Annotated in this window: 26 protein-coding genes, 1 tRNA gene and 1 pseudogene; 16 read left to right on the top strand and 12 right to left on the bottom strand. The window is 65.3% G+C overall.

Going from position 1 to position 25,854, the window contains the following annotated elements; translation table 11 throughout:
* Nucleotides 1–84: 84 nt before the first annotated feature.
* Nucleotides 85–169, bottom strand: a tRNA-Leu gene (locus F8237_RS11620).
* A 156-nt stretch (nucleotides 170–325) separates the two neighbouring features.
* Between F8237_RS11620 and F8237_RS11615 the strand changes: the two genes are divergently transcribed.
* The gene (locus F8237_RS11615) at nucleotides 326–865 is read left to right on the top strand and encodes a disulfide bond formation protein B (protein ID WP_151644745.1); all 540 of its coding nucleotides are present in this window, start codon (nucleotides 326–328) and stop codon (nucleotides 863–865) included.
* Here F8237_RS11615 and F8237_RS11610 read toward each other — a convergent pair whose 3' ends face one another.
* Nucleotides 866–1,951, bottom strand: a complete 1,086-nt coding sequence (locus F8237_RS11610) for an AbrB family transcriptional regulator (RefSeq protein ID WP_151644743.1) — start codon at nucleotides 1,949–1,951, stop codon at nucleotides 866–868. It lies immediately after the preceding gene.
* Between the two features lie 103 nt (nucleotides 1,952–2,054).
* Entirely contained in the window at nucleotides 2,055–2,342 is a 288-nt protein-coding gene (locus F8237_RS11605) for a PsiF family protein (protein WP_151644742.1), read from the bottom strand.
* Nucleotides 2,343–2,541: 199 nt separating this feature from the next.
* On the opposite strand from F8237_RS11605, the gene F8237_RS11600 reads away from it, so the two are divergent.
* Complete coding sequence (locus F8237_RS11600) at nucleotides 2,542–3,039, top strand: hypothetical protein (RefSeq protein ID WP_151644740.1); 498 nt, start codon at nucleotides 2,542–2,544, stop codon at nucleotides 3,037–3,039.
* Nucleotides 3,040–3,099: 60 nt separating this feature from the next.
* Here the strand turns inward: F8237_RS11600 and F8237_RS11595 are convergent, their stop codons facing one another.
* Complete coding sequence (locus F8237_RS11595) at nucleotides 3,100–3,648, bottom strand: TetR/AcrR family transcriptional regulator (RefSeq protein WP_151644738.1); 549 nt, start codon at nucleotides 3,646–3,648, stop codon at nucleotides 3,100–3,102.
* Nucleotides 3,649–3,755: 107 nt separating this feature from the next.
* Between F8237_RS11595 and F8237_RS11590 the strand changes: the two genes are divergently transcribed.
* The 5 genes from F8237_RS11590 (at nucleotide 3,756) to F8237_RS11570 (ending at nucleotide 6,558) form a co-directional block, all read left to right on the top strand.
* Nucleotides 3,756–4,184 (top strand): acyl-CoA thioesterase, encoded by a 429-nt coding sequence (locus tag F8237_RS11590; RefSeq protein ID WP_151644736.1) that lies wholly within the window; start codon nucleotides 3,756–3,758, stop codon nucleotides 4,182–4,184.
* 3 nt (nucleotides 4,185–4,187) lie between these two features.
* Complete coding sequence (locus F8237_RS11585) at nucleotides 4,188–4,673, top strand: PaaI family thioesterase (RefSeq protein ID WP_151644734.1); 486 nt, start codon at nucleotides 4,188–4,190, stop codon at nucleotides 4,671–4,673.
* 35 nt (nucleotides 4,674–4,708) lie between these two features.
* Complete coding sequence (locus F8237_RS11580) at nucleotides 4,709–5,092, top strand: CidA/LrgA family protein (protein ID WP_151650523.1); 384 nt, start codon at nucleotides 4,709–4,711, stop codon at nucleotides 5,090–5,092.
* Complete coding sequence (locus F8237_RS11575; protein ID WP_151644732.1) at nucleotides 5,089–5,811, top strand: LrgB family protein; 723 nt, start codon at nucleotides 5,089–5,091, stop codon at nucleotides 5,809–5,811. Before F8237_RS11580 ends, F8237_RS11575 begins: the two co-directional genes overlap by 4 nt.
* A gap of 87 nt (nucleotides 5,812–5,898) precedes the next feature.
* A complete protein-coding gene (locus F8237_RS11570) occupies nucleotides 5,899–6,558 on the top strand; it encodes a DsbA family protein (RefSeq protein ID WP_162005998.1) in 660 nt (219 codons plus the stop codon).
* A gap of 82 nt (nucleotides 6,559–6,640) precedes the next feature.
* Here F8237_RS11570 and F8237_RS11565 read toward each other — a convergent pair whose 3' ends face one another.
* The 3 genes from F8237_RS11565 to F8237_RS11555 all read right to left on the bottom strand — a co-directional run bounded on the left by F8237_RS11565 (nucleotide 6,641) and on the right by F8237_RS11555 (nucleotide 9,007).
* On the bottom strand, nucleotides 6,641–6,847 hold the full coding sequence (locus tag F8237_RS11565) for a hypothetical protein (protein ID WP_151644728.1): 207 nt from the start codon (nucleotides 6,845–6,847) through the stop codon (nucleotides 6,641–6,643).
* An 81-nt stretch (nucleotides 6,848–6,928) separates the two neighbouring features.
* Nucleotides 6,929–7,999 carry a carboxylesterase family protein gene (locus F8237_RS11560; RefSeq protein WP_151644726.1) on the bottom strand — a complete coding sequence of 357 codons (1,071 nt, stop codon included), beginning with the start codon at nucleotides 7,997–7,999 and terminating at the stop codon, nucleotides 6,929–6,931.
* 36 nt (nucleotides 8,000–8,035) lie between these two features.
* Nucleotides 8,036–9,007, bottom strand: a complete 972-nt coding sequence (locus tag F8237_RS11555) for a S1C family serine protease (RefSeq protein WP_151644724.1) — start codon at nucleotides 9,005–9,007, stop codon at nucleotides 8,036–8,038.
* Between the two features lie 292 nt (nucleotides 9,008–9,299).
* On the opposite strand from F8237_RS11555, the pseudogene F8237_RS11550 reads away from it, so the two are divergent.
* From F8237_RS11550 to F8237_RS11525, 6 genes and pseudogenes are all read left to right on the top strand, one after another.
* Nucleotides 9,300–10,717 (top strand): annotated as a pseudogene (locus F8237_RS11550) (M20 family metallopeptidase).
* 261 nt (nucleotides 10,718–10,978) lie between these two features.
* Nucleotides 10,979–12,772, top strand: coding sequence for a peptide ABC transporter substrate-binding protein (locus tag F8237_RS11545; protein ID WP_162005997.1), 1,794 nt, complete (start codon nucleotides 10,979–10,981; stop codon nucleotides 12,770–12,772).
* 29 nt (nucleotides 12,773–12,801) lie between these two features.
* Entirely contained in the window at nucleotides 12,802–13,761 is a 960-nt protein-coding gene (locus F8237_RS11540; protein ID WP_151644720.1) for an ABC transporter permease, read from the top strand.
* Nucleotides 13,727–14,644, top strand: coding sequence for an ABC transporter permease (locus F8237_RS11535; protein ID WP_151644718.1), 918 nt, complete (start codon nucleotides 13,727–13,729; stop codon nucleotides 14,642–14,644). The genes F8237_RS11540 and F8237_RS11535 overlap by 35 nt, the downstream gene beginning before the upstream one ends.
* Nucleotides 14,644–15,639 (top strand): ABC transporter ATP-binding protein, encoded by a 996-nt coding sequence (locus F8237_RS11530; protein ID WP_151644716.1) that lies wholly within the window; start codon nucleotides 14,644–14,646, stop codon nucleotides 15,637–15,639. Before F8237_RS11535 ends, F8237_RS11530 begins: the two co-directional genes overlap by 1 nt.
* Entirely contained in the window at nucleotides 15,636–16,604 is a 969-nt protein-coding gene (locus tag F8237_RS11525) for an ABC transporter ATP-binding protein (RefSeq protein ID WP_151644714.1), read from the top strand. The genes F8237_RS11530 and F8237_RS11525 overlap by 4 nt, the downstream gene beginning before the upstream one ends.
* Before the next feature lie 6 nt (nucleotides 16,605–16,610).
* Here F8237_RS11525 and F8237_RS11520 read toward each other — a convergent pair whose 3' ends face one another.
* Nucleotides 16,611–17,579 carry a helix-turn-helix domain-containing protein gene (locus F8237_RS11520; RefSeq protein WP_244626112.1) on the bottom strand — a complete coding sequence of 323 codons (969 nt, stop codon included), beginning with the start codon at nucleotides 17,577–17,579 and terminating at the stop codon, nucleotides 16,611–16,613.
* A 377-nt stretch (nucleotides 17,580–17,956) separates the two neighbouring features.
* On the opposite strand from F8237_RS11520, the gene F8237_RS36860 reads away from it, so the two are divergent.
* Both F8237_RS36860 and F8237_RS11515 read left to right on the top strand, forming a co-directional pair.
* Nucleotides 17,957–18,214 carry a hypothetical protein gene (locus tag F8237_RS36860; protein WP_244626111.1) on the top strand — a complete coding sequence of 86 codons (258 nt, stop codon included), beginning with the start codon at nucleotides 17,957–17,959 and terminating at the stop codon, nucleotides 18,212–18,214.
* A 248-nt stretch (nucleotides 18,215–18,462) separates the two neighbouring features.
* Entirely contained in the window at nucleotides 18,463–20,937 is a 2,475-nt protein-coding gene (locus F8237_RS11515; RefSeq protein ID WP_244626110.1) for an autotransporter domain-containing protein, read from the top strand.
* A 6-nt stretch (nucleotides 20,938–20,943) separates the two neighbouring features.
* On the opposite strand, the gene F8237_RS11510 is transcribed toward F8237_RS11515, so the two are convergent.
* Together F8237_RS11510 and F8237_RS11505 are read right to left on the bottom strand one after the other, a co-directional pair.
* Nucleotides 20,944–21,165, bottom strand: a complete 222-nt coding sequence (locus F8237_RS11510; RefSeq protein ID WP_151644710.1) for a dodecin — start codon at nucleotides 21,163–21,165, stop codon at nucleotides 20,944–20,946.
* Between the two features lie 180 nt (nucleotides 21,166–21,345).
* Entirely contained in the window at nucleotides 21,346–22,605 is a 1,260-nt protein-coding gene (locus F8237_RS11505) for a glycosyltransferase family 87 protein (protein ID WP_151644708.1), read from the bottom strand.
* A gap of 308 nt (nucleotides 22,606–22,913) precedes the next feature.
* Between F8237_RS11505 and F8237_RS11500 the strand changes: the two genes are divergently transcribed.
* Nucleotides 22,914–23,915: a glycoside hydrolase family 16 protein gene (locus tag F8237_RS11500; RefSeq protein WP_151650522.1), complete on the top strand. Its 1,002-nt coding sequence runs from the start codon at nucleotides 22,914–22,916 to the stop codon at nucleotides 23,913–23,915.
* 67 nt (nucleotides 23,916–23,982) lie between these two features.
* Here F8237_RS11500 and F8237_RS11495 read toward each other — a convergent pair whose 3' ends face one another.
* Together F8237_RS11495 and F8237_RS11490 are read right to left on the bottom strand one after the other, a co-directional pair.
* Nucleotides 23,983–24,540, bottom strand: coding sequence for an HNH endonuclease (locus F8237_RS11495; protein ID WP_008142962.1), 558 nt, complete (start codon nucleotides 24,538–24,540; stop codon nucleotides 23,983–23,985).
* 296 nt (nucleotides 24,541–24,836) lie between these two features.
* Entirely contained in the window at nucleotides 24,837–25,814 is a 978-nt protein-coding gene (locus tag F8237_RS11490) for a peptidyl-alpha-hydroxyglycine alpha-amidating lyase family protein (RefSeq protein ID WP_162005996.1), read from the bottom strand.
* Between the last annotated feature and the right edge of the window lie 40 nt (nucleotides 25,815–25,854).

The raw sequence follows: 25,854 nt of genomic DNA, 5'->3' as shown, positions 1-25,854 counted from the left end.
CGTCTTCGCCAAGAGGCTCCGCCGGACACGCTTCGCCGTTCGGCCTCGCATGGCTGCGCCACGCGAAGCCCGAAGGGCGAAGCGTGGTGCCCCTGGCCGGAATCGAACCAGCACTCCTTGCGGAACTCGATTTTGAGTCGAGCGCGTCTACCAGTTCCGCCACAGGGGCCCCCGGTCGGCCCCCAAAAGCGGGCGTCGCGAAGCCGGCGGACTATAGCGATGGCCAAAGCGGGGTCAACCCGCGCCAAAGTGATCCCGGCCGTTCTCGACAGCCGCATGGGTCGGGGTTAGAGGCTAGGGAAGCGACCCACCGGAAGAGGCTGCCGTGACGACCCAGAGTGCCGCAATACCTGCGTTCAAACCGGCGGCCACGAGCCCGGTACTGACGGCCGCGCTTCTCGTCACGCTGATCGCCGCGGCGACCATCGCGGGCGCCTGGTTCTTCCAGCTCGTGCTGGGGATCGTGCCATGTCCGCTTTGCCTCGAGCAGCGCTACGCCTATTACCTCGCCATCCCGCTCGGTGCGCTCGTGGTGCTTGCTGCGCGGAGCGGAGCGTCGCGGCCGCTGCTGCTCGCGGGGCTCGCGATCCTCGCGCTGGCGACGCTCGCCAATGCCGGGCTCGGCACCTATCATTCCGGCGTCGAATGGGGCCTCTGGAAAGGCCCGACCGATTGCTCAGGCCCCGTCGTCAATCTCGGCAGCGCCGCCGACCTGCTGTCGAAGCTCGACACCGTGAAGGTGGTGCGCTGCGACGAGGTGCAGTGGCGCTTCCTCGGCCTCTCGCTCGCCGGCTACAACGTGCTGATCTCGCTGCTGATGGCCGCGATCGCCGCCTGGGGATTCGCGGCGACGGCGAAGCGCTAGCTAATCGTCCACATCGTCCTGCGTGCGCCCGAACAGGTGCACGATGCCCGGCGTCGCGATCGTCACGAACACGAAGCGCGACAAATGATGGGCGCCGACGAAGATCGGGTCGATGTGCAGGGTCAGTGCCAGCGCCAGCATCGCGTCCATCGCGCCCGGCGCGAAGGCGACGACGACGTCGGAGAATTTCACCTGCGTGGTGAGCGCGACGATGCCGACGAAGATGGCGGAGACGGCGATCGCCACGGCAAACGAGCCCAGCGCCGCGTTGATGTGGCCGGCGAGCGTCTTGATCCGCATCCGCGCGAACCGGCTGCCAATCAGCGCGCCGATGCCGATCAGCGCCACGCCGCGCACCCAGTTCGGCAAGCCGCCCTCGACCCAGTCCGCGCCATGCAGCACGCTGGAGGCGATCATCGCGCCGAACATCCAGCTCGCCGGAAATTTGATCAGCCGCAGAAGGAGTGCCGCTGCCACCGAGGCCGCGACGAGCGCCAGAAGGTCGAGCGGCGAGGCGGTCGCCGTCGTCAGCGATGGTGCCGCGGAGGGCGCGACGCCCGCGACCGCCAGCACCAACGGCAGCGCCGCGGTGAGGATGATGACGCGCATGGTCTGCACCACCGCGATACCAGGCAGATCGGCGCCGCGCTCGACCGCCAGGATCGTGATCTGCGACAGCGCGCCGGGGCTGCCGGCGAGGAAGGCGGAGGTGCGGTCCCAGCCATGGATGCGCTGCAGGTAATAGCTCGAGCCGAAGGTCGAGCAAAAGGTGGCGAGCGCGAGCAGGCCGATGGTGAGGGGATAGGCGCTGACCTGCTGGATCAGGTGACGCGAGACGACGGACCCTAACGAAATGCCGAGCAGCACCAGCACGGTCTGGGTCAGGATCGGCGGCAGCGTGAGCTTGCGTCCGGCGATCGCGGCAATCCCGACCGCGATCATCGAGCCCGAGATCAGTCCGCCGGGGAGGCCGGCGACGAGAAAGGCGAGGCCGCCGGCGGTGCCGATGACGAGCGTTTCCACCGTGCTCAAAATCTCGGCACGGCTCGGCCATTCGAAGGTCAGAGAGGCGGCGATTTGCTTCACGCCACCTTATCGCAAATCAGCGAGAGGCGCACAATTGCAGGCTCGTCATGCCGCAATGCGTGCGCCTCTCACGGATGCCCGCGAGAGCATGATCGTGACGGATCTATTTCTTGTCGGCGGCGGCCGGAGCTGCCGTGCCGGCCTTGGCGGTCTTGATGCATTCGGAGCGGAATTTCTTGCGCTCCTTGCCGTGCAGGCCCTTGGCATCGGCCTGCTTGGAGCATTCGAGCGACTCGGCCGAATGCTCCTTCGGCGCTTTCTTGTCCGTGGGGGCGGCGGTTGTGGTCTTGGTATCGGTCTTGGCCGCCGGTGCTGCGGTCTGGGCGAAGGCGGTCCCGGTGGCGAACAGCGAGACGAGAGCGACGACGGCGAGGCGAGAGGCGAAGGTCATGTTGTTGCACTCTTCTTGCGGGAATTGCGAAGGGAGGCCGAAGGTCGGCTCGCGTTGCTGAACGCGACATGAATAATCCGAACGGCGCGATCACTATATTTTGGCGGCAGGAGCCATCACTTCCTTGTCGCGAGCTTGCGGCACGCTAGGATGGCAATCCTTCACTTCCGTCGGGGAAAACCAAGGAGGAGACCCAAGGATGACCATCCCATCAAAATTGCTGTGTGCAGTCGCATTGTCGAGCTTTGCCGCGCTGGTGGCGAGCGTGCCGGCGCAGGCGCTGACTTCGCAGGAGTGCAGCGCGAAATATCAGGCCGCCAAGAAGGACGGTTCGCTCGGCACCACGAAGTGGAATGACTTCCGCAAGGCCCAGTGCGGTGCGGACGCGACGCCTGCTGCTGCGCCGACCGCGGCGGCCCCGGCTGCGCCCGCCGCTCCCGCCGAGCCGAAGCAGGCGAAGAAGGAGGCGGCTCCCGCGGCTGCCCCGGCGCCGACCCTGCCGGCCGGTCCCGCGATCTATCCGAACGCGGTCGATCCGAAATACGCCAAGGAGACCGCGGGCAAGGCGCGTCTCCATACCTGCGTCGACCAGTACAACGCCAACAAGACCACCAACGGCAATGGCGGCATGAAGTGGATCGAGAAGGGCGGCGGCTATTACAGCGAGTGCAACAAGAAGCTGAAGGGCGCCGCCTGAGCTTTGACCTGACGCGATGGCCGGAGCACAGCTCCGGCCATTTCGCTTAAGTCCGGTCGTCTAATCCAACAGCTTCTCGGCCGATTTCGCCACGAGCTGCGATCGCTTGCGCGGACCGCGCTCGACGAACAGCAGGCTCTGGCCGAAGATGAAGCAGTAGAACAGGAAGGCCTGCGCCTCGGCCTCCTCGGCCGCAAGGCCGGTCGCGCGATAGAGCTCGGCGACGTGCTTGAGCCGCGCCGCATCCACGCTCGCCACCGCCGCGGCGGCGTTCTCGTCCGAGCGGGCCCATTGCCGGATCGCGAGCTCGACCGCCATGCCCTCCGGATTGAGCCGTTCGGAATAGAGCTGGATCACCGCCTTCAGCCGCTCGCGGGGCTCTTGTCCGTCGAGGCTCGTCTGATGTGCGATCGCCGCCACGCGCCCGTCGCGCCAGCGTTCCAGCATGGCGCCAAGCAGCGCGGCGCGATCGGCGAAGCGGCGGTAGAAGCCGCCCTTGGTGACGCCGAGGTTCTTGGCGAGCACCTCGACCCGCACGCCCTCGACCCCCGAGCGGGCGAGTTCGCCAAACCCTGCCTCGACCCAGACGTCGCCCTTGCCATCGCTCATGAAGAAAACCTCACCGGCCCTTGATACGGTGCCGTATTGCTAGCGCGGCGAAGGCTTGATACGCTACCGTATCAACAATCAAAAGGCAGGCGCAGGGAGACATTACGATGGAGCAGGAGGCGACCTATCGCGGCACGGTCTATCCGTGGCAGTGCGATCACGTCGGCCACATGAACATCATGTGGTACGTCGGCAAGTTCGACGAGGCCAACTGGAACCTGTTTGCCCGCCTCGGGCTGACTCCGAGCTATTTGCGCGTCTCCGGCCGCGGCATGGCCGCCGTGCAGCAGAACATCACCTACAAGCGCGAATTGCTCGCCGGCGACATCGTCGAGATTCGCAGCCATCTGCTCGAGGTGCGCGACAAGTCGATCCGCTTCCGGCACGACATGATGAACGGCGAGACCGGCGAGGTCGCCGCGACTTGCGAGATTACCGGCGTGCACATGGACCGCAGCCAGCGCAAATCGGCGCCGTTTGCGGATGCCATCCGCGAAGCCGCCTTGAGGCATCTTGCCGAACCGGCCGAGGCCTGAGCCATGGCCGTGTTCGAGCCGAAAAATCCGGGCTATCGCGCGGCGGCCGCTGCCATGTTCGACGGCCAGCTGGCGATGCGCACGCTCGGCATCGTGATCGTCCGCCTTGCGCCGGGCGACGTCGAGCTGGCCATGCCGCATTCGCCAGCGTTCACGCAGCAGAACGGTTTCATCCATGCCGGCATCATCACCGCTGGGCTCGACAACGCCTGCGGTGTCGCCGCCTTCACCCTGATGCCCCCCGAGGCCGATATCCTCACCGTCGAGTTCAAGACCACGCTGCTCGCACCCGCCCGCGGCGAGCGCTTCGTCTTCAAGGCCGACGTGGTCAAGCCCGGACGCACGCTCACCTTTTGCGAGGCGAGGGCCTTTGCCGAGCATGACGGCAAGACCACGCTGATCGCCACAATGACCGGGACACTGATGGCGATGCTGCCGCGCCAAGCTCCGAGGTCGTCGCAGACGTCCCCCGCAGTGCGCGGCGATTGACAAGCATGATCGACGCATCTCTTGATGCGCCGGTCATGCTTGCCAGCCTCGGCCTCATCCTGCTCTGCCAGTTGATCGGCGAAGCCGTCGCGCGCGGTCTCGGTCTGCCGTTGCCGGGGCCCGTGCTCGGCCTGCTGCTGCTCCTGGTCCTGTTGCTCGTCCGCGACCGCTTCAAGTGGCTCGCACTCGGGCCGTTGGACAACAATGGAGTCGAGACGGCAAGCGAAGGCTTGCTGGCGCATCTGTCGCTGCTGTTCGTGCCGGCTGGCGTCGGCGTGGTGCAGAAGCTGGACCTGCTCGCGTCGCACGGCATCGCCATCATCCTGGTACTGGCGTTTTCGGTGGTCGTCACGCTGCTCGCGACCGTGCTGACCTTCCGTCTCGTCAGCCGGCTGTTGAAGCAACAGGACGTGCGATGAGCGACAATCCATTCTCACTCTGGGTCTATCTCTCCCAGTCGCCGTTGCTCTGGCTGACCATGACGCTACTGGTCTATGCAAGCACGGACGCGGTGTCGTTGCGGACGCGTCGCCATCCGCTGGCCAACCCCGTGCTGCATGCAATGTGGATCATCGGCGCGTTCCTGCTCCTGACCGGCACCTCCTACACCACCTATTTCGCCGGGGCCCAGTTCGTGCACTTCCTGCTCGGGCCCGCCACCGTCGCACTCGCCGTTCCTCTCTACGAGAACCGCAAACGCGTGGTGGTCTCGATCGTGCCGATGCTGGTGGCGCTGATCGCGGGATCGGTCACGGCCGTGGTGTCCGTCGTGCTGCTGGCTGAGCTTGCCGGCCTGCCGCGCGAGGTGGTGCTGTCGCTGGCACCGAAATCGGTCACGGCCGGCGTTGCCATGGGCATCGCCGACTCGCTGCATGCGGATCCCTCGCTGGCAGCGGTCGCGGTCATCTTCACCGGTATCATGGGTGCGATCATGGTCACGCCCCTGATGAACCGCACCGGCGTTACCGATTACCGCGCCCGTGGTTTTGCCGCCGGCCTTGCCGCGCACGGCATCGGTACCGCGCGCGCGTTCCAGGTCGACGAGATCGCCGGCGTGTTCTCCGGCATCGCCATGAGCCTGAACGCCTTGGTGACCTCGTTTCTGGTGCCGCTGGCGGTCACGCTGCTGGTGCGATGACATGACCCCCGCGACACTCTATATAGACCGTAACAATTCCCGGTCCTGAGCCGTAATTCCGGCGATGGGACTGAAATGGGACGAGATATGGCTGAATTCAGGAATAAGGGCCTTGTGCCGACGCGCCGCAGGGCGTTGACGCTGATCGGGGCGGGCGCTCTTGCGGCGGGCAGTATCAGCCTGGCACGTGCGGCCGCCGACGATGACGAGGTGTTGACCGAAGCCAGGGTGCTACGCGATCCCGATGTTCCCGTCGCCGGCAATCCCGACGGCAACATCAGCATTATCGAATGGTCCGACTACAATTGCCCCTATTGCCGCAAGCTCGAGCCGGAGCTGCGCCAGGTCGTCCAGGACGACGGCAAGGTCAGGCTGGTGATGAAGGACTGGCCGATCCTCGGGCCGGTCTCGGTCACGGCGGCGCGGATCGCGCTCGCGGCCAAATTCCAGGACAAGTACCATCAGGCCCATGACGCGATGATGGGCGTCAGCTCGCGTTTGACCGAGCCGCGCATCAACGAGCTGCTCGCGGCGGCCGGCGTCGACATGGACCGCCTGAAGCGTGACCTGACCGATCACGCCAAGGACATCGATGCCGTCCTGAAGCGCAACAACGAGCAGGCCGAAGCCTTCGGCTTCCGCGGCACGCCGGCGTTCATCGTCGGCAAGTACCGCGTTCCGGGCGTGCTCAGCATGAAGGAATTCGAGCAGGTCATCGCCGACGCCCGCAAGGCCAAGATGAACTGAGGCGAACCGCGCCGTTCGCAGTCAAGACAAAAGCGCCGCCGCGGATTCGCGACGGCGCCCTGTTCAGACTTGCTCGATCGAATTACTTCGACGAGATCCGCACCCAGTCCCTATGCGCGCGATCGCGCAGCAGATCCCAATCGGCCTTCGCGACATCCCAGTTCACGATGGTGCGATTGGCGGTTGCGACCTCACCGTTAGCAACGGACGACGTCTGCATGGAATCATAGACATAAACGCCGCAGCCGAGCAGCAGCGCGCCCAAAATCATTCCCAGAAACATCCGCATGGCTAACCTCCAATGACCGGCGATAACGTCGGCCCCGAACGATGGTTCCGCGGCAGTGCTGCGCAGGTAAGGACGGCTCGTTCATCCTCCGTTCAGCCACGCCACCAGCTCCGCATTGATCTCGCGCGGATAGGTGTGGCTGAGATCGTCGATCTCGCGATAGACGATGTCGGCGCCGGCGGCCGAGAGCGCGGCCTGGGTCTGCCGCGCGGTCTGCACCGGAAACATCCAGTCGAGCTTGCCGTGGGTGATGAAGACGGGCAGGCCCTGCAGCCGCGTGGCGTCGGCCATCTCCGCCATCAGCGGATGGAACGTTGCCGAGACCGGTGCGAGATGACTGAAGGGCGAAGCACCGTCGAGCCCACTGACGTAGCTGAACGTGCCGCCGTCGCTCATGCCGGTCAGCAGCATGCGCGAGGCGTCGATGGCCCAGCGGCTGCGGACAGTTTCGAGAATGCGCATGAGATTGGGCGTGTCGGCATCATCGCCCATCAGCGCCCAGGTCGGTCCGGTCGCGGTGGGCGCCACCAGGATCGCGCCGAGACTGCGCGCATCGCGCAGCCAGCTCCACAGGAAGCCACGGCCGTTGCCGCTGCCGCCATGCAGCGCCATCACCAGGGGCATGGCGCGTTCAGGCGAATAATATTCCGGGACATAGACCGAGAAGCCGCCGCGGCTGCCGGGCTCGTTGTGGTCGTGGAAGATACCGGTGTGTTCACCTGCACCCACCTCCAACCGCGACAGCAGCTCGGTATTCTCGCGATTGTCGGGGTTGAGGAAGAAGCTGCTCACCGGCGGAAACTGGGCTGCCAGGGGGTACAGAGCCTCCTGCGCGCGAGGCAGGTGACGCAGCGTGCGGAAGACCGCGACGAGATCGCCATTGCCGCGCTCGACCTCGCGGATGCCGGCATAGGCGGCGACCGTCTCGTCGCAGGCGCGATCGAGCCGCCCGCGCAATCCTGAGAACTGCTCCGGCCAGTCTCCGATCTCAGCCCGTGCCGCCTGCAGCGCCTCGTCCGGCGTGCCGATTGCGTTCATCACGGAGGCGAAGGCCGGGGGATGCAAATGCCGCTGGAAGTAGCCGAGCGCTTCGAGCGCATTGAGGAGCGGCGGCAGCACGGCCACGATGTCGTCGATCACAGCCTCGCTCATTGCGGCTTTCCTTGGCGGCTTCCTCACAAGCGCAGGTCAGTGCAGCTTCGGCGCCTTCAACAGCTTGAAGCGGTCGGTCGATGTCACCGTGACGTCGAAGGTGACGCCTTCATGGTGCACGGTGAGCGGCACATCGACGCCGGCGGCGCCGAGCCCCCACATCTTTTTGTAGAAGCCGGTCTGGCTCGTGACCTTCTCGCCGTCGACAGCGAGGATGACGTCGCCGGTCTTCAGCTCCGCGCGCGCCGCGGGGCCGTTGGCGGAGATGCCGATCACCACGACGCGGTTGTCGATCTCTGTCGAATAGAGTCCGAGCCAGGGCCGCGCCGGCTTGTTGACGCGGCCGAACTTGCGCAGGTCGTCGAGGACAGGCTTCACCAGGTCGATCGGCACGATCATGTTGACGTGTTCGGCCTTGCCGTCGCGTTCGCGCTCGAGCTGAAGCGAGCCGATGCCGATCAACTCGCCGCGCTCGTTGAGCAGCGCCGTGCCGCCCCAGTTCGGGTGCGCCGGATGGGTGAAGATGGCTTCGTCCAGCAGATACTCCCAGTAGCCGGCGAATTCCTGCTTGGCGACGATCTGGCTTGCGACCGAGCGCGTGCGCCCGCCGGCGCCGCCGCCGACGACGCGGTCGCCGAGCCGGGTCTCGGCCGAAATGCCGAGCGGCAAGGGCTCGACCTCGAACTCGCCGAGCGCCTGCACGAGGCCGAAGCCGGTGACGGAATCGAAGCCGAGCGCATGTCCTTCGACGACGCGCCCGTCGGCGAGGTGTAGCCACACCGATTCCGCCTCGGTAATGAGATAACCGATGGTGAGCACCAGCCCGTCGTCGATCACGACGCCGTTGCCGGCGCGTTCGGTGCCCAGCGTCTCGGCGCTGAAAGCATCCGGCGGGATGATGGCATGCAGGCCGACGACGGATGCGAGCGCGCGGTCGAGATCGAAACCGTAATCGCTCGCACGCGGCTGGTTGGCCGGCGGCACTCTCCATTCGGTCAAGGCGGGCATGGAGTTCTCCTGGCTGAGTGCATCGACTCCGACGTGGCTGGCGGAACGACGCGCGAAGCACGCATAATTTAGGCCGGAGCAGGCCGTCTTGAAAGCCTCGTTCCCCAACTATTCCGGAGAAGGCCGCGTGAAATCTTCGCATGGTGCAGAAGCGGTAGCTGCACGGGAGGCAGGCCGGCTGCTCATTCCGGCCCCAGCCGCATGGCTGCTGTCCCGCGAAATGCTAGGCGGAGTGCAATGAAGCTGCTACCGATTGTCGCTTCGTTTGACCAAGAGATCACGGACCGAAGCAATGGATAACCGCAGCGACATCTGGCGTGGCGTCGACACGATCAAGGCGCGTTTCATCGACCTCAGCGACAAGGTCTGGGGCATGCCGGAGGTGTGCTACACCGAGGCGCGTTCCGCCGCCGAGCATCTCGCCGAGTTGCGCCACCAGGGTTTCCGCATCACCGAGAATGTCGCCGGCATCCCGACCGCGCTGATGGGGAATGGGGTGAGGGCGGACCGGTCATCGCCTTCATGGGCGAATATGACGCGCTGCCGGGCCTCAGCCAGGAGGCCGGCGTCGCCGAGCATCGGCCGACCGAGACCGGCGGCCACGGCCATGGCTGCGGCCATAATCTGCTTGGTTCCGCGGCGCTGCTGGCCGCGACCGCGGTGAAGGACTGGCTCGCCGAGAACAAGGTGCCGGGCCGCGTCCGCTATTACGGCTGCCCGGCGGAAGAAGGCGGCGCGGCAAAAGCCTTCATGGTGCGCTCCGGTGCGTTCGAGGACGCCGACATCGCCATCACCTGGCATCCGCACAGTTTTTGGGAAGTGGCCGTGACACCGTCTCTCGCGAATACGCGCGCCGACTTCATCTTCACCGGTCGAACCTCGCATGCGGCGGCTTCGCCCCATCTCGGCCGTTCTGCGCTCGATGCGGTGGAATTGATGAATGTCGGCGTGAATTACATGCGCGAGCACATGCCGAGCGACGCGCGCGTGCACTATGCGCTGCTCGACACCGGCGGCATCGCACCGAACGTGGTGCAGGCCCATGCACGGGTCCGCTACTCGATCCGCGCCCGCGATCTGCCCGGCATGAACGAACTGGTCGGTCGCGTCAGCAAGATCGCGGAGGGCGCGGCGCTGATGACCGAGACCAAGGTCGAGATGAAGGTCATCTCCGCGGTCTCCAACATCCTGCCGAACACGCCGCTGGAGCAGGCGCTGCACCGGGTCATGGAAGAGCTCGGACCGCCGCATTTCGACGACGCCGACAAGAGCTTTGCCAAGGAGATCCGCGGGACCCTGAGCGACAAGGACATCGAGTCGGTCTACTACGCCATCGGCATGGAGCCGACCGATCGGCCGCTGGCCGACTTCCTGGTGCCGCTCGACGCCAAGCGCAATCCGCTGGTCGGCTCGACCGACGTCGGCGACGTGAGCTGGGTGGTGCCGACCGTGCAGGTTCACGCGCCGACGGTTGCAATCGGCACGCCCTTCCACACATGGCAGGTTGTGGCGCAGGGCAAGAGCGGACACGCCCACAAGGCCATGGTGCAGGCCGCCAAGGCGATGGCCGGTATCGGCATCAAGGCGTTGACGGATCCGGAGCTGATCAAGGCCGCGAAGGCGGACCTGACGAAGCGGACCGCGAAGACGCCTTATGTCTGTCCGCTGCCCGACCACGTCGAGCCGCCCCTGACCATGTCCGTGGCGTAGAATTCGCCTCGATACTTCGTCTGATGCGACGAACAAATTTTCTGCAGTGCAACGAGGATTCCGGCGCGTTTTGACGCCGGATTGCCGAACGCTTGGGCTGTGGAACACGGTTTTGCCCAACGGACAGCCAGAAGACCGTTTGCATACACACGGTCGCAGTTGACGCGCACCCTATTCAGTGTGCCATCTACCGCCAGCCAAAACCCGGCGGCCGCCCCGCGGCCGCCTGCATCCAAAACGGGAACCAGACGGGGGACAACCATGCTGGATAAAGAACTGCGTTCGATGATCGGTGACGTGAAGGACGGGCGCATGAATCGCCGCGCCTTCGTCCAGCGTCTGGCCGCTGTCGGCCTCGCCGCGCCCGCGGCCTACCAGCTGCTTGCCTTGGGCGGAGTGGCGATGGCCGAGGGCCCGTCTGCCTACAAGCCGACCAAGCGTGGCGGCGGCGGTGCGTTGAAGCTGCTGTGGTGGCAGGGCCCGACCTTGCTCAATCCGCATTTTGCCACCGGCACCAAGGACCAGGACGGCTCGCGCCTGTTCTATGAGCCGCTCGCCTGCTGGGATCCCGACGGTAACATGAAGCTGGTGCTGGCGGCCGAAATCCCCTCGGTTCAGAACGGCCTGCTCGCCGCCGACGGCACGTCGGTGACGTGGAAGCTGAAGCCCGGCGTGAAATGGCACGACGGCAAGCCGTTCTCGGCCGACGACGTCGTCTTCACCTGGGAATATACCAAGGACCCTGCCACGGCGACCGTCACCAGCGGCACCTATCGCGACCTCAAGGTCGAGAAGATCGACGATCTCACCGTCAAGATCACCTTCCCGAAGCCGACCCCGTTCTGGGCCGACGCGTTCGTCGGCGCCGGCGCCGGCCAGATCCTGCCGAAGCATCAATTCGCCGACTATATCGGTTCGAAATCCCGCGAAGCCCCCGCCAATCTCGCGCCGGTGGGCACCGGTCCCTACAAGTTCGTCGAGTTCAAGCCGGGCGATCTCATCCGCGGCGTGATCAATCCCGACTACCACATGGCGAACCGTCCCTATTTCGATTCGATCGAGATGAAGGGCGGCGGTGACGCGGTCTCGGCGGCGCGCGCCGTGATCCAGACCGGCGAATATGATTTCGGATGGAACATCCAGGTCGAGGACGACGTGCTGCTGCGCCTGGAGAAGGGCGGCAAGGGCAAGACCATCTACGCCGTGGGCGGCGACACCGAATTCATCGCGCTGAACTTCTCCGATCCGAACACCGAGGTCGACGGCGAAAAGTCCTCGATGAAGACCAAGCATCCGCTGTTCTCTGATCCGGCAGTGCGCAAGGCGCTGTCGATGCTGGTCGATCGCGATTCCATCAAGAAGGCGATCTACGGTCGCGCCGGCCGCACCACCGCCAACTTCCTCAACGGTCCCGAGAAGTTCGTCTCCAAGAACACCACCTGGGAGTTCAGCATCGAGAAGGCCTCGAAGCTGCTCGACGACGCCGGCTGGAAGCCCGGCGCCGACGGCATCCGCGAGAAGGACGGCAAGAAGCTGAAGCTGCTGTACCAGACCTCGATCAACGGTCCGCGTCAGAAGACCCAGGCGATCGTCAAGCAGGCCTGTCAGAAGGCCGGTATCGACGTCGAGCTGAAATCGGTCGTGGCCTCCGTGTTCTTCTCTTCGGACGTCGCCAATCCCGACACCTATCCGAAGTTCTATGCCGACCTCGAAATGTTCCAGATTCCGCTGAGCCAGCCGGATCCGTCGCAGCACATGCGCCGCTATCATTCGCGCTACATCGCCAGCAAGGAGAACAAGTGGCAGGGCACGAACTTCACGCGCTGGACCAACAAGGACTATGACGCGGCGATCGACGCTGCCGATTCCGAAATGGATCCGGTCAAGCGCGCCGCCCTCTACATCAAGTGCAACGACCTGATGTGGCAGGACACCGTCTTCATCCCGGCGATGCACCGTCTGAAGGTGGAGGCCTCCGCGAACACGTTGCGTCCGGTGATCTCGGGCTGGGCCAACGAAACCGACAACCTGTTCGACTGGTACCGCGAGGAATGATCCCACAGCTCTAGACGGGATCCTCCCTCATGAGTCAGTACGTCCTGCGTCGCCTGATGATCGCGATTCCGAGCTTGCTCGGAATCTCGGTCGTGCTGTTCGTCGTGCTGGCGCTCGCGCCGGGCGATCCCTTCGCGGAATTGGCGACCAACCCGAACGTGCCGCCTGAAGTCCAGGCGGCACTCCGGGCCAAGTTCGGCCTCGACGATCCGATCTACCTCCGTTACCTGCACTGGCTCAACGCCATGCTGCATGGCGACTGGGGTTTCTCCTTCGTCAGCCGGATGGACGTCGACACGCTGATCCTCCAGCGCTTGCCGGCGACGCTCTACGTGATCGGTTCGGCGCAGATTCTGGCGCTTCTGATCGCGATTCCCGTCGGCGTCTATGCGGCGACAAAGCCCTATTCGCTGTTCGACCAGATCGCGAACACGCTCGCCTTCATCGGGTTCTCGCTGCCGACCTTCTTCACGGGCCTCCTGTTCATCCTGATCTTCTCGGTCACGCTGGACTGGCTGCCTTTCGTCTATTCGACCGACATCAAGGCGACCGGCATCCGCTGGGTGCTCGAGATGATCCGGCAGGCGATCATGCCGGTGGCGGTGCTCGGCCTGTTCCAGGCGGCGTCGATGACGCGCTTCGTTCGCTCGGCGATGCTGGACGTGATCCGTCTCGACTACGTCACCACGGCGCGTGCGAAGGGCCTCGGCCAGGCCAAGGTCATCATCAAGCACGTGATGCGCAACGCCATGATTCCGGTGGTGACGCTGATCGCGCTGCAGATGCCGGCGGTGTTCGGCGGCGCCATCGTCACCGAGCAGATCTTCCGTATTCCCGGCATCGGTTCGCTGCTGATCACTTCCATCCTGTCCAACGACACGCCGGTCGTCATGGCCGTGACCTTCGTGTTTGCGTGCCTCGTCGTGCTGTTCAATCTCATCGCGGACGTCCTGTATGGCTGGCTTGACCCTCGCATCTCCCTCCGCTGAGCGGCGCACGTACTCGCCCTGGCGCGAGACGTGGCGGCGCTACAGCCGGCACAAGCTTGCCGTGGTGAGCGCGTTCCTGCTCCTCATCCTGGTGCTGGCCGTGGTGGTCGGCCCCTTCGTGTGGCGCGTGAAGATCAACGAGATCGACATCGTCGCGGGCATGCAGGGGCCTTCGTTCACGCATCCTTTCGGCACCGACGACCTCGGCCAGGACATTTTGGCGCGCATGATCTATGGCGGGCGGATCTCGCTCGCGGTCGGGCTCGCCGCGATGCTGGTCTCCGTATTGATCGGCACGCTGATCGGCTCGCTCGCCGGAATGTCGCGGGGCGCGCTCGGCCACGGCCTGATGTGGCTCACCGATCTCTTCCTGTCGCTGCCGCAACTGCCGTTGCTGCTGTTGCTGATCTATCTCTTCCGCGACGGGCTGAAGCAGGCGTTTGGCCCTGAAGGCGGCATCTTCATTCTGATCGTGCTCGTCATCGGCGGTTTACGCTGGATGCCGGTCGCCCGCCTCGTGCGCGCGCAGTTCCTGTCGATCCGCGAGAAGGAGTTCGTCGAGGCCGCCCGCGCGCTCGGCGCAAGTCCAGTGCGGCAGGTGGTGCGGCACATCCTGCCCAATGCGCTCGGCCCGGTGATCATCGCCGGCACCATCGACGTGGCCGCCGCGATCATCGCGGAATCGACGCTGTCCTTTCTCGGCCTCGGCTTCCCGCCGGATACTCCGACCTGGGGCCGGTTGTTGTTCGACGCCAAGGATTTTCTCGACATCGGCCCGCACTGGGCGCTGTTTCCGGGTGGCGCCATCTTCATCGCGGTGGTCGCCATCAACTTCATCGGCGACGGCCTGCGCGACGCGCTCGATGCGAGACGGGTGATCTGATGGCGCCGCTGCTCGAGATCAAGGGTCTGAAAACCCACTTCTCCACCGACGACGGCATCCTCCAGGCCGTCGACGGCGTCGACATCTCCATCAACAGAGGCGAGACGCTCTGCGTCGTCGGCGAGTCCGGCTGCGGCAAGACCGTGACGGCGATGTCGATCCTGAAGCTGATCGCGATGCCGCCGGGCCGCATCGCCGCCGGCCAGATCATCTTCGAGGGGCGCGATCTCGTGCCGCTGACGAGCAATCAGCTCGACGAGATCCGGGCCAAGGAGATCGGCTTCATCTTCCAGGAGCCGATGACCTCGCTCAATCCGGTGCTCACCATCGGCGAGCAGATCGCCGAGAGCCTGCGCCGCCATGAGAACGTCACCAGAAAGCAGGCGCTCGAGCGCACCATCGAGATGCTGAAGCTGGTGCAGATCCCCAACGCCGAGGGCCGGGTGCACAACTATCCGCACCAGTTCTCCGGCGGCATGCGCCAGCGCGTGATGATCGCGATGGCGCTCGCCTGCAAGCCGAAGCTGATCATCGCCGACGAGCCCACCACGGCGCTCGACGTCACCATCCAGGCGCAGATCCTCGACCTCCTGCAGGACATGAAGGAGCGCTTCGGCATGGCGGTGATGCTGATCACCCACGCCATGGGCGTCGTCGCCGAGACCGCGCAGCGCGTCGTCGTGATGTATGCCGGCAAGGTGGTGGAGGAAGCGCTCGTCGACGACCTCTTCGGCCATCCCGGCCACCCCTATACACAGGGGCTGATCCGCTCGATCCCGCGCATCGATCTCGACAGCGAGCACAAGACGCGCCTGGAGGCGATCGGCGGCTCGGTGCCGATCCTGATCAACCCGCCGGTCGGCTGCCGCTTCGCCCCGCGCTGCAAGTTTGCCATGGACGTCTGTACCGAGAGGGAGCCGCTGCTGCGAGAGATCGCGCCCGGCCACCGCATGGCCTGCCACCTCGGAGATACGCAGTTGGGAGGCACGGCATGACCGAGCCCTTGCTCCGCGTCAGCGGCCTGAAGAAATATTTCCCCGTGCTCGGTGGTCTCTTGTCGCGCCAGGTCGGCAGCGTCTATGCGGTCGACGGGGTCTCGTTCTCGGTCAACCGCGGCGAGACGCTCGGCCTTGTCGGCGAATCCGGCTGCGGCAAGTCGACGACGGGACGTTGCGTGCTGCGCCTGATCGAGCCGACCGACGGCGAGGTCGTGTTCGACGGCCAGGACGTGCGCCAGCTGAGCGGCAACGATCTGCGCGCGATGCGGCGGAACATGCAGCTGGTGTTCCAGGACCCGTTCGCCTCGCTCAATCCGCGCATGACGGTCGGCGCGATCCTCGGCGAGGCGCTCATCATTCACAACCTCGGCGCCAACGCCAGGGAGCGCGAGGAGCGCGTCGCGAGCCTGCTGGTCAAGGTCGGGCTCAAGGCCGAGCACATGCGCCGTTATCCGCACGAATTCTCCGGCGGCCAGCGCCAACGCATCGTGATCGCGCGCGCGCTCGCGGTGGAGCCGAAGCTGATCGTCTGCGACGAGCCGGTCTCCGCGCTCGACGTGTCGATCCAGGCGCAGGTCATCAACCTGCTGGAAGATCTCCAGGCCGAGCTGAACCTCACCTATCTCTTCGTCGCGCATGACCTCTCGGTGGTCGAGCACATCTCCGACCGGGTCGCGGTGATGTATCTCGGCCGCATCGTCGAGCTGGCGAAGGCGAGCGATCTCTACCGCAATCCGCAGCATCCCTACACCAGGGCGCTGTTGTCGGCGGTGCCGGTGCCGGATCCCAAGCTCAAGCGCGAGCGCATCCGTCTCAAGGGCGACGTGCCGAGCCCGATGAAGCCTCCGTCAGGCTGCCACTTTCACACCCGCTGCCCGATCGCCCAGCCGCGCTGCTCGGAGAGCGCGCCGGAGCTGAGAGAAGGCGCGGGCGGGCATTTCGTGGCGTGTCATCTCGCCTGACGTCCGTTATCGCGGTTGCGACGTGCGGCGGCGGGCCAGCTGATGCAGCACGGTGTCGACGGCCGGGACCGCGCCGGTTTCGCGGAGCCAATTGTCGGCCAGCTCGCGGAGCTCGCCCGGTGTCAGCCCGAACTTGCGGCGGAATGCGCGGATGAAGGTCGAGTCGCTGCTGAAGCGCATGCCGATGGCGAGATCGATCAGCCGCATGTCGTGTGCTGACGGAGCAATCAGCTCGCGGAAGGCAAGATTGAGCCGCTGCTCGCGCACGTAATGCGCAAGCCCGCCATCGGCCTCGAACAGCCGGTAGAGGGTCGCGCGCGATATCCGGAAGTGACGGCACAGCTCGTCCGCGGTGAGCGCGTCGGTCTGAAGATTGTCCGCGATGCGGCGCTTGATCATCGCAAGATAAAGATGCCGCGCAACTCGCTCGACGCCCGCCAGGATGTCGGCCGTCCCGCCGGCGGCTGCGGCCACGAGGTCGGCGATCGCCTCGACCGTCACCTCGACGTTGCCGGCCTCGGGACCCGGTGGCAGGCCAAGCGCAGCAAAATGGCTGGCGATCAGGCGGGCATGCGGGTGGTCCGACGGCAGCAGGGTTGCCGTGGCCGAGTCTGGATGCGCGAGCCGCGGTGCGAGCATGGCGCGTTGCAGGATGATCGTGATCAGGTGGGTGCGGCCGCCGGCCGCGTGCAGCTTCGTGCGGTTCGGTTGCGCCATGTCGAGCAGGCCGATGTCGCCGGGCCGCAGCGTTATCTCGCGGCGGCCGGAGCTGAACCGCATCTCGCCAGCGACGCAGAGGGTGATGTGATAGTGATCGAGGCCGCCGCGGGCGATGTGCGCGGGGGTTCGGTCGTATTCCAGGTCGGTGGCGGCGGTGTCGACCAGCAATGCGTTGCCGGCCATCATCGTGGTCGTGGTGATGTGGAAATCGCCTGCCGCGGTGTGAGGGATGACATCGCAGATGTCGGCCGTCATGATTTGTAACTGTGCAAGCGCACGCGCCCCGCGTTCGGGGTCGTCCGCCACCATGCTTCCGCTCACCGCCGTTCCGTCCACATCACCCCACGATGCAGCCGCACCGCTTCAACCCGACGTTTCAGAACCGGCGGTGCACCAGCATCTTCCCGGGATGTAATCGTTTGGAAATCGGTGCGCAAGCGAGTTCACGCGACGGGATGCAGCGGACTTCGCGCGAACGCAGCGCCGATGTGCCATGCGCGCATCAGTGTTCGCCGAAATCAAAGGCTGAGACGGCGGGCACATCGCGCAGCTGGCCGGTCTGCCAACGAGCATCTCGAAATCCCGGCCTACCGCGCGAACGCTTGCGGCAAGGTTCGCGTCCGAGGCATGTCATGACAATCAGATTGCGTCCGCCGCTCGTGCCCTTGATTGGACCGACGAAGTCCCGGCTTGCCGCCCGGCGGCGGGAGGTCCTCGCCGGCATCGCCGTCACGGCAATGACGCTCGGCCTGCCCGGCGCGGCGCGCGCTGCAACGCTGGTGGTGACCTCCACGGCCGACAGCGGCGCCGGCAGCCTGCGGACGCCATCACCACCGCCACGAGCGGCGACACCATCCTGTTTCAGGTCAGCGGTACCATCACGCTCCTGAGTGAGCTGCCGGTCATCACCAAGAACATCACCATCGACGGCAACGGCAACAACCCGACCATCAGTGGCGCCGGTACCTACCGGCCGTTCTTCATCGGCGATGCCGGCACCACCGGCTCGACCTATTCGGTAACACTGAAGAGCCTGACCATCGCCAACGCGGTGGCGCAGGGCGGAGCCGGTTTGGGCTCCGGGGCCGGCGCCGGACTCGGCGGCGCGGTCTTCGTTTCCAGCAACGGCGCATTGACCTTGTCGAACGTCGCTGTCTCGAACACGCAGGCCAAGGGCGGCAGCGTCGTGGACAATGCCGGAAATATGGGCGGCGGCGGCGGCATGGCCGGCACGTCCTATCCTGCTACTCCTGCCGGGGGCGGGGGACTGTTCGTCGGCTCGGACGCCCCGATCCTGAGCGGCGGTGGACCCAATGGCGGTGCATCTCAAAATGTCGCCAGTGGTCCGGCAACCGGGGGAGCCGGGGGGGTTGCGAGCGGTGGTGGTGGTCTCGGCGCCGGCGGCGCGGTCTTCGTGCAGAGCGGCGGAACGGTGACCGTTCAGGGCGATCTGTCCCAGACGAATGGCAGCGTCTCGGGCGGCACCGGCTACAACGGTGGGACCAATGGCTCCGCCTTCGGATCCGGCATCTTCTTCCAGGGCACCAGCGGCACGAGCACCGTGCTCGGCTTCGGCTCTGGCAACCAGTCCATCGCCAACGGCATCGCCGACTACACCGGCTCCGGGGGAAGCAATCCCGGCGGCGGCACCAACGCCGCCGACCAGGGCGGCAGTGTCGCGATCACCAAGAGCACTGGCGGCACGCTGACGCTCTCGGGCGCCAACACCTATAGCGGCGGCACGATCGTTTCCGGCGGAACCTTGCTTCTCTCCGGCGCGGGCACGCTCGGCGCCGCGACCGGCACGACCACGGTGTCCGGTGGCACGCTCGATCTCGGAGGTACGACGCAGGTCCAGGCAACAGTGAACCTCGCCGGCGGCGCGATCCGGAACGGTAGCCTCGACGCGTCGATCACATCGAGCGGCGGTGTCGTCAACGGCATCGGCGGCACCGCGAGCCTGACGACGACGGGCGGGACCACGGTCGTGATTGGGAGCAATACCTATAGCGGCGGCACGACTGTCAACGGCGGTGTGTTGATGGGCGATGGCTCGCTCGGCGCAACGTCCGTCCATGCCGGCGGTACGTTTGCACCTGGTAACGGCACGCCCGGCAGCGCGATGGCGGTGAACGGCAGTCTCGCCTTTCAGTCGGGCGCGATCTATCTCGTCCAGCTCGATCCGTCGACGGCGTCCTATGCGAGTGTCACCGGCGCAGCGCAGCTCGGTGGCGCGACGGTGACGGCGAATTTCGCTGCGGGTAGTTACGTTGCGAAGCGGTACATGATTCTGACCGCGAGCGGCGGCGTCAGCGGCACCTTCAATACGACCATCGTCAACACCAGCCTGCCGTCCAATTTCCACAGTAGCCTGAGCTACGACGCCAATGACGTCTATCTCGACCTGGCCTTGAATTTCGGGATTCCGTCCGTCCTCAACGGCAACCAGCAGCGCGTCGGCGACGCGCTGACCAATGTCTTCAATGCCAATGGCGGCATCGCCGCGGTCTACGCGACGCTGACGGCCGGCGGGCTGACGCAGGCCTCCGGCGAGTCGGCAACAGGCGCGCAGCAGACGACGTTCAACGCGATGAGCCAGTTCATGGGATTGCTCACCGATCCCGCCGCGCAGCGTGACGGCGGGCCGGGTTCGGCCGGTGGCGCTGCCGGATTCGTCGAGGAGGATCAGGCCAGCGCCTACGCCGTACGCAAACGCGCCGACGCATTCGCGATGATGACAAAAGCCCGGCCGCAGACCTTTGCGCAACGCTGGAGCTTGTGGGCCGCGGGCTTCGGCGGGTCGCAGTCGACAGACGGCAACGCGGTGGCCGGCTCGAATGGAGCGACCAGCCGCATCGCCGGCACCGTGATCGGAGCCGACTATCTGCTCTCACCGCACACGTTGCTTGGCTTCGCGCTTGCCGGTGGCGGCACCGGCTTCGGCGTGAACGGCCTCGGGTCGGGCCGCTCCGACCTGTTCCAGGCCGCCGCATATCTTCGACACACGAGCGGGCCGGCATATCTGTCGGCGGCGCTGGCCTATGGCTGGCAGGACATCACGACCGACCGCACTGTGACGATTGCAGGCGCCGATCGCCTGCGCGCCGAGTTCGACGTCAATGCGTATTCCGGCCGTATCGAGGGCGGCTATCGCCATGTCGGGCCATGGATCGGCGGGATCGGCGTCACGCCCTACGGCGCGGTGCAGTTCACGACGCTGGATCTGCCCGCCTATGCCGAGCAGGCCGTTGCCGGATCCGCCGCCTTCGCCTTGCGCTACGCGGCGAGGAGCGTCACGGACACCCGTGGTGAGCTTGGCTTGCGCACCGATAAATCCTTCGCCATGCAGGCTGGCGTGCTGACACTGCGCGGCCGCCTTGCGTGGGCGCATGATTTCAATCCGGACCGTTCGATTGCAGCGACCTTCCAGGCGTTGCCTGGCGCAAGCTTCGTCGTCAACGGCGCCGCGCAGGCCCGCGATTCCGCGCTCACCACGGCTTCTGTGGACATGAGCTGGCTGAATGGCTGGTCCGCGGCGGCGACGTTTGAGGGTGAATTCTCGGACGTCACCCGCAGCTACGCAGGCAAGGGCAGCGTTCGTTACGCCTGGTGAGCCGCCTCACGCATCCAGTGTGAAGCCGACGCGTAGCGTCACCTGGTAGTGACGGACCGTGCCGTTCTCGATGTGACCACGCGTCTGCGTCACCTCGAACCATTTCATTTCGCGAATGGTTTTGGCGGCGCGGCTGATCGCGTTCTTGATCGCATCATCGATCGAGGTGTCGGACGATCCAACGAGTTCCAGGATCTTGTAGACGTGATCTTTTTCGGCTGCCGGCATGTTCAGTCCTCCCTTGGCTCCGCTGCGACAGGCAGGACATCGCGCCTGCCGTGAAACGCCGCCGCAGCGGGATCAATCTGAACGGGCGCCGGCGGTTTGGGTTCCGTGATGTGGCCAACCCGCAGGCGCCGGCCGCGATGGGCGCCGACGCCCGGCGGCGTGACCGGATGTTGCGGAGGGCTATTCCGGCAGGCGCGCCGGGGAGCCGAGCTCGACGGCGGCCAGGCGTGTCGCGGCAACCGGCTGTGCATTGCGCCAAAGTATTCGCAGCAGCATCGCAAGCAGTGCGATGAGGGCGATACCGGCGATGGCGGGCTTGAAGCGCTCGTTGAGACCGGCCGCAAGGCCGATCGATTGCAGCAGGCCGTAGGCGCCGGCCAGCATCACGAGCCCGTACATGATGCTGCGTTCGCCAGGGCTGGTCACTTTGGGCAGATCGGGAATGAGCAGCGCCAGGCCGATTCCCACGATGGGTAGATCGTAGTCATAAGCATAGGGGCTGATCATCACCGAGACGGTCGCAGCGACGCCGAGCGTGAAGGACGGAGGCATCCCACGGGCGATGCAAGCTACGACCGCAACGAGTGCCAGTCCTGCGACGGTGACCTGCCCCCAGAACGCGGCGCTGGCGGGGACGCCGGCATTGAAGAGCGCCGCGTAGGCCGAGATCATTCGAAACAGGGGATACATGCCCTGTTCCAGAAAGCCCGCCGACTCCCTGATCGCGCCCTGCCACGCGATCCAGATATGCGGCCCGAAAGCCACGGTGCAGAGCAGGGAGCTCACGAGCACGACCGTGGCGGCCGTGACGATCGTTGCCCAGCGGCGGGTTGCCAGCAGATACAAGCCGACTGCAATGGCGAGGTGCGGCTTGATGACCATGGCGCCGAGCGCGAGGCCCGCGAATACCTTGCGCTTCTGCAGGTTGATGCAGACAAGCCCGATCAGCGCACCCGAGAGAAAGCCGTTCTGTCCGGAGCCGATCGTGATCGCCATGGCAGGAAACAGCACGACGAGGATCTGTGCGAAGTGCTCTCGCGCAATCGCGCGCAGCGTCATCAGATAAGCAGTGAGCGTCGTGGCGGTGAACACGAAATAGGCCGCCCAGATGGGCAGGAATGCGAGGGGGGCCAGCAACAGGCCGAACTGTGGCGGGTAGGTCCACGGCATGAAACCGGTCGCGCCGCCTGACATTCCCGCCTGCATCTTCATGAACGCCGCGAATCGATAGGTCAGGTCGAGATCGCCGAGCCAGACCCGCTGTGCGACGAGGTGAAAGGCAGCGAAGTCGGGTATCTCGTGGCCGTGCCAGAAGCCCCACCGGAAGAACCAGTAGGTCTTGAAACCCACGATGGCGGCAAGCGTTGCGAGAAGGCAGCGTACATACGTCGCTCGCCTTCCCGGCGAGGACTGAATTTGCTCCAGCGTCTTCGCGAGCACGCGTTCACACCCTCTGGCGACAGGGCGGCAGCGCCGCCGATCCGCGCGCGAGATTGCCGCCTTAGTCTTAAGGGACGGTAACGAACCGGAAAGGATTTTGGCGGCTTGCGGGCGTGTGCCGGCGGCGAGTCGGAAACTGGCCACGCTGCGCGGTCGTGTCGGGAAGGCCTGATCTGCGGCAGATTCCCGTGCGATATCGAAATGTTCCGTTCGGATTCGCCGGATGGCGTCGCGCAGCCCGCTTGTCCGCGGGAATGCGGAGGGGCTAGCTTGAACATCCTTCCTGCAGCTTCGAAGCGCGGTGCGTGATGATCGGTCGTTGGGCGAAGGGCATCTTGATCACGATCGGTCTGTTGGCCGTGGCAGCACCCGTCGTCGCGCGGGACGATCTCGGTGGCGCGCCCGGCACGATGTCGCTGCAAGTGACGACCGATCCCGCCATGATCGAATGTCGCAAGCTGGAGACGGTCAATCCCGACGCGCTCACGTTCCTGCCGCTGCGCCGGACGTTCAACGACGATTTCGACGATCATCCGCTCGCGAACGGACGCTGGGTACCGCACTACGCCGGCGGCGCAGTCTGGCCGGAAGCGCGCTATTGGGGCGGCGACGGCTCCGACTTCAAGCGCAAGACCAGCGCCAATGGCGAGCAGCAGATCTATGTCGATCCGCGCTACGCCGGCCGTGCCGCGACGCCGCTCGGACTCGATCCGTTCAGGGTGAAGGACGGCGTGCTCTCGATCGTCGCCAGCCGCACGCCGCCGGACTTGAAGCCGGTGCTGTTCAACAACGAGTACGTCTCGGGGATCCTCACGACCCAGGGTACGTTCGCGCAGAAGCACGGCTATTTCGAAATCCGGGCCAAGGTGCCGGTCGGCCACGCGGTATGGCCGGCGTTCTGGATGCTGGCGGACGATGGCGGCTGGCCTCCGGAGGTCGACGTGCTGGAAGGCCGCGGCGAGCGGCCGGGCGATCTCGTGATGACGACGCATTGGCGGATTCCGTCGACCCAGAAGATCCAGTCCTGCGGCTTCGACTTCGCGGTCGGCGACGCCTCGCGCGCTTTCCACAATTACGGTGTGCTGTGGGAGGAGGATCGTCTGGTCTATTTCATCGACCGCAGGCCGGTTTCCGACATCAAGGTGCCGATCGGCTTCGATGATCCCATGTACATGATCGTCAATCTCGCGATCGGATCAAAGTTCTTTCCCGGCGTCGGAGCCGTCGATGCGGAATCGCCACCGACGGTCGCATTCGAGATCGACCGGATTTCCGCCTATCAGATCGATCTGGAACAGGCGCGAAGATAGGGATGCTTGACGAACTCTCTCGGCGGCGGCGCACTTTGCGATCAAAGCGTAAGGCCGGGTGCCAACCCTACGGATCCAGCTCCGTATCCCAGTAGAGATAATCCAGCCAGCTGTCGTGCAGATAGTTCGGCGGGAACAGGCGGCCGTTGCGGTGGAGCTGGTGCACGGTCGGCGCGAACGCGCTCTGGCGTGGAAACATCTTGGCTTGCGCGGGCGTCAGATTTCCCTTGCGCAGATTGCAGGGCGAGCATGCCGCGACCACGTTCTCCCAGGTGGTCTGGCCGCCTTTGCTGCGCGGGATAATGTGATCGAAGGTGAGGTCTTCGGGCGAGCCGCAATATTGGCAGGCGAAACGATCGCGCAGGAAGACGTTGAACCGGGTGAAGGCAGGATGGGTGGTCGGCTTGACGAAGGATTTGAGCGAGACGACGCTCGGCAGCTGCATTTGCAGCGTGGGACTGTGAACCGCCTGATCGTAATGCGCGACGATGTTGACGCGGTCGAGGAATACCGCCTTGATCGCGTCCTGCCACGACCACAGAGACAGTGGGTAGTAACTCAGCGGCCGGAAGTCCGCGTTCAGGACCAGCACCGGCCAACTGCCTTGCGAGACATGTGCGTTCAAGTAACGCTCCCGGCCTCCAACATACGCTGCGAAGCAGCATGTGTTGACATACTACATGCAGCGTGACGGGATTGTGAAGCCCGTTGAGCGACTTATTCAGGCGCATGCAATGCGGCGGCGGGGTGGCAAAACACTTAAAAGTGCCGCGATTTGAGCGCTCGAACGGCGGATGCGCCAAATGGCGCAGCCACGCCCACCGCCGCTGTCCCTGGCGAAGGCCAGGAGCCATACCGCCCCTTGCAAAACCGCTCCGGCGGTAACGGGTCCTGGCCTTCGCCCGGATGACGTTGGGATACCTACTCCCGTACCCGCTCGAGCTTCTGCAAACACCGCGTCGCACGTACGACTGCCGGCATCTCCTGGTCCGGAAAGCTCGTTTTCCAGTTGGTGACGCCGACTTCGCCGACATAGATGTCGCCCGTCGAATCCACGGCGATGCCGTGCGGCGCCAGGAATTTGCCACTCGCAACGCCTGGGCCGTCTTCGCCGCCGAGCCGCGCGATACGTTTGCCTTGCGCATCGACGATCGACAGCCGCGGGCCGAGATTGGGCACATTGCGGTTGATGTCGAGGCCGGGGCCGAGCTCGCCGATCACGAAGGTCGGGCTCCTGGCCCCGCCGCAACAGCACAGCGCGCAGGGACGGTGCAGATTGTTCCACTGCGTCTCGTATTTGCCCTCGCCGTTGAACACTTGCACGCGATGGTTCTCGCGGTCGGCGACATAGACCCAGCCGTCGGCATCGGTGGCGATGTTATGCACGATGTTGAACTGGCCGGGATCGGTGCCGGGCTCGCCCCAGCTCTTGATCAGCTTGCCGTCCGGCGTGTACTTGTGCACGCGCGCATTGCCATAACCGTCGGAGACGTAGATCTCGCCTTTCGGCGACAGCGCGGTGTGGGTGCAGCGGTGGAACGGCTCGCCGCTCATGAATGGCGCCGGCTTGGCGGGGATGCCGATAGTCAACAGCACCTTGCCGTCGGTGGTGCATTTGCGCACGGTATGGTCGCCGTCATCGGTGCAATAGAGATTGTCGTCAGAGTCGATGTGCAGTCCATGCGCGCGCGAGAACAGGCCTTCGCCGAAGCTGCGCAGAAAATTGCCATCGCGGTCGAGCACCACCATCGGATGGGCGCCGCGGTTGAAGACGTAGACGCAATCCTTGCTGTCGACCGCGACCGAGGCGACGTCGGTCAGCGTCCAGCCGTCCGGCAGCTTCGCGAAGTTGTCGACGACGCGGTAGCGGTGTTCGCCGGTTCCGAGAATGGCTGGCATGGATATTCCTTTCTGTCATTCCGGGGCACGCGAAGCGTGA

The sequence above is a fragment of the Bradyrhizobium betae genome, assembly GCF_008932115.1.
In the GTDB taxonomy this organism is placed as follows: Bacteria; Pseudomonadota; Alphaproteobacteria; order Rhizobiales; family Xanthobacteraceae; genus Bradyrhizobium; species Bradyrhizobium betae.
This window is presented reverse-complemented; position numbering and strand designations above follow the sequence as displayed.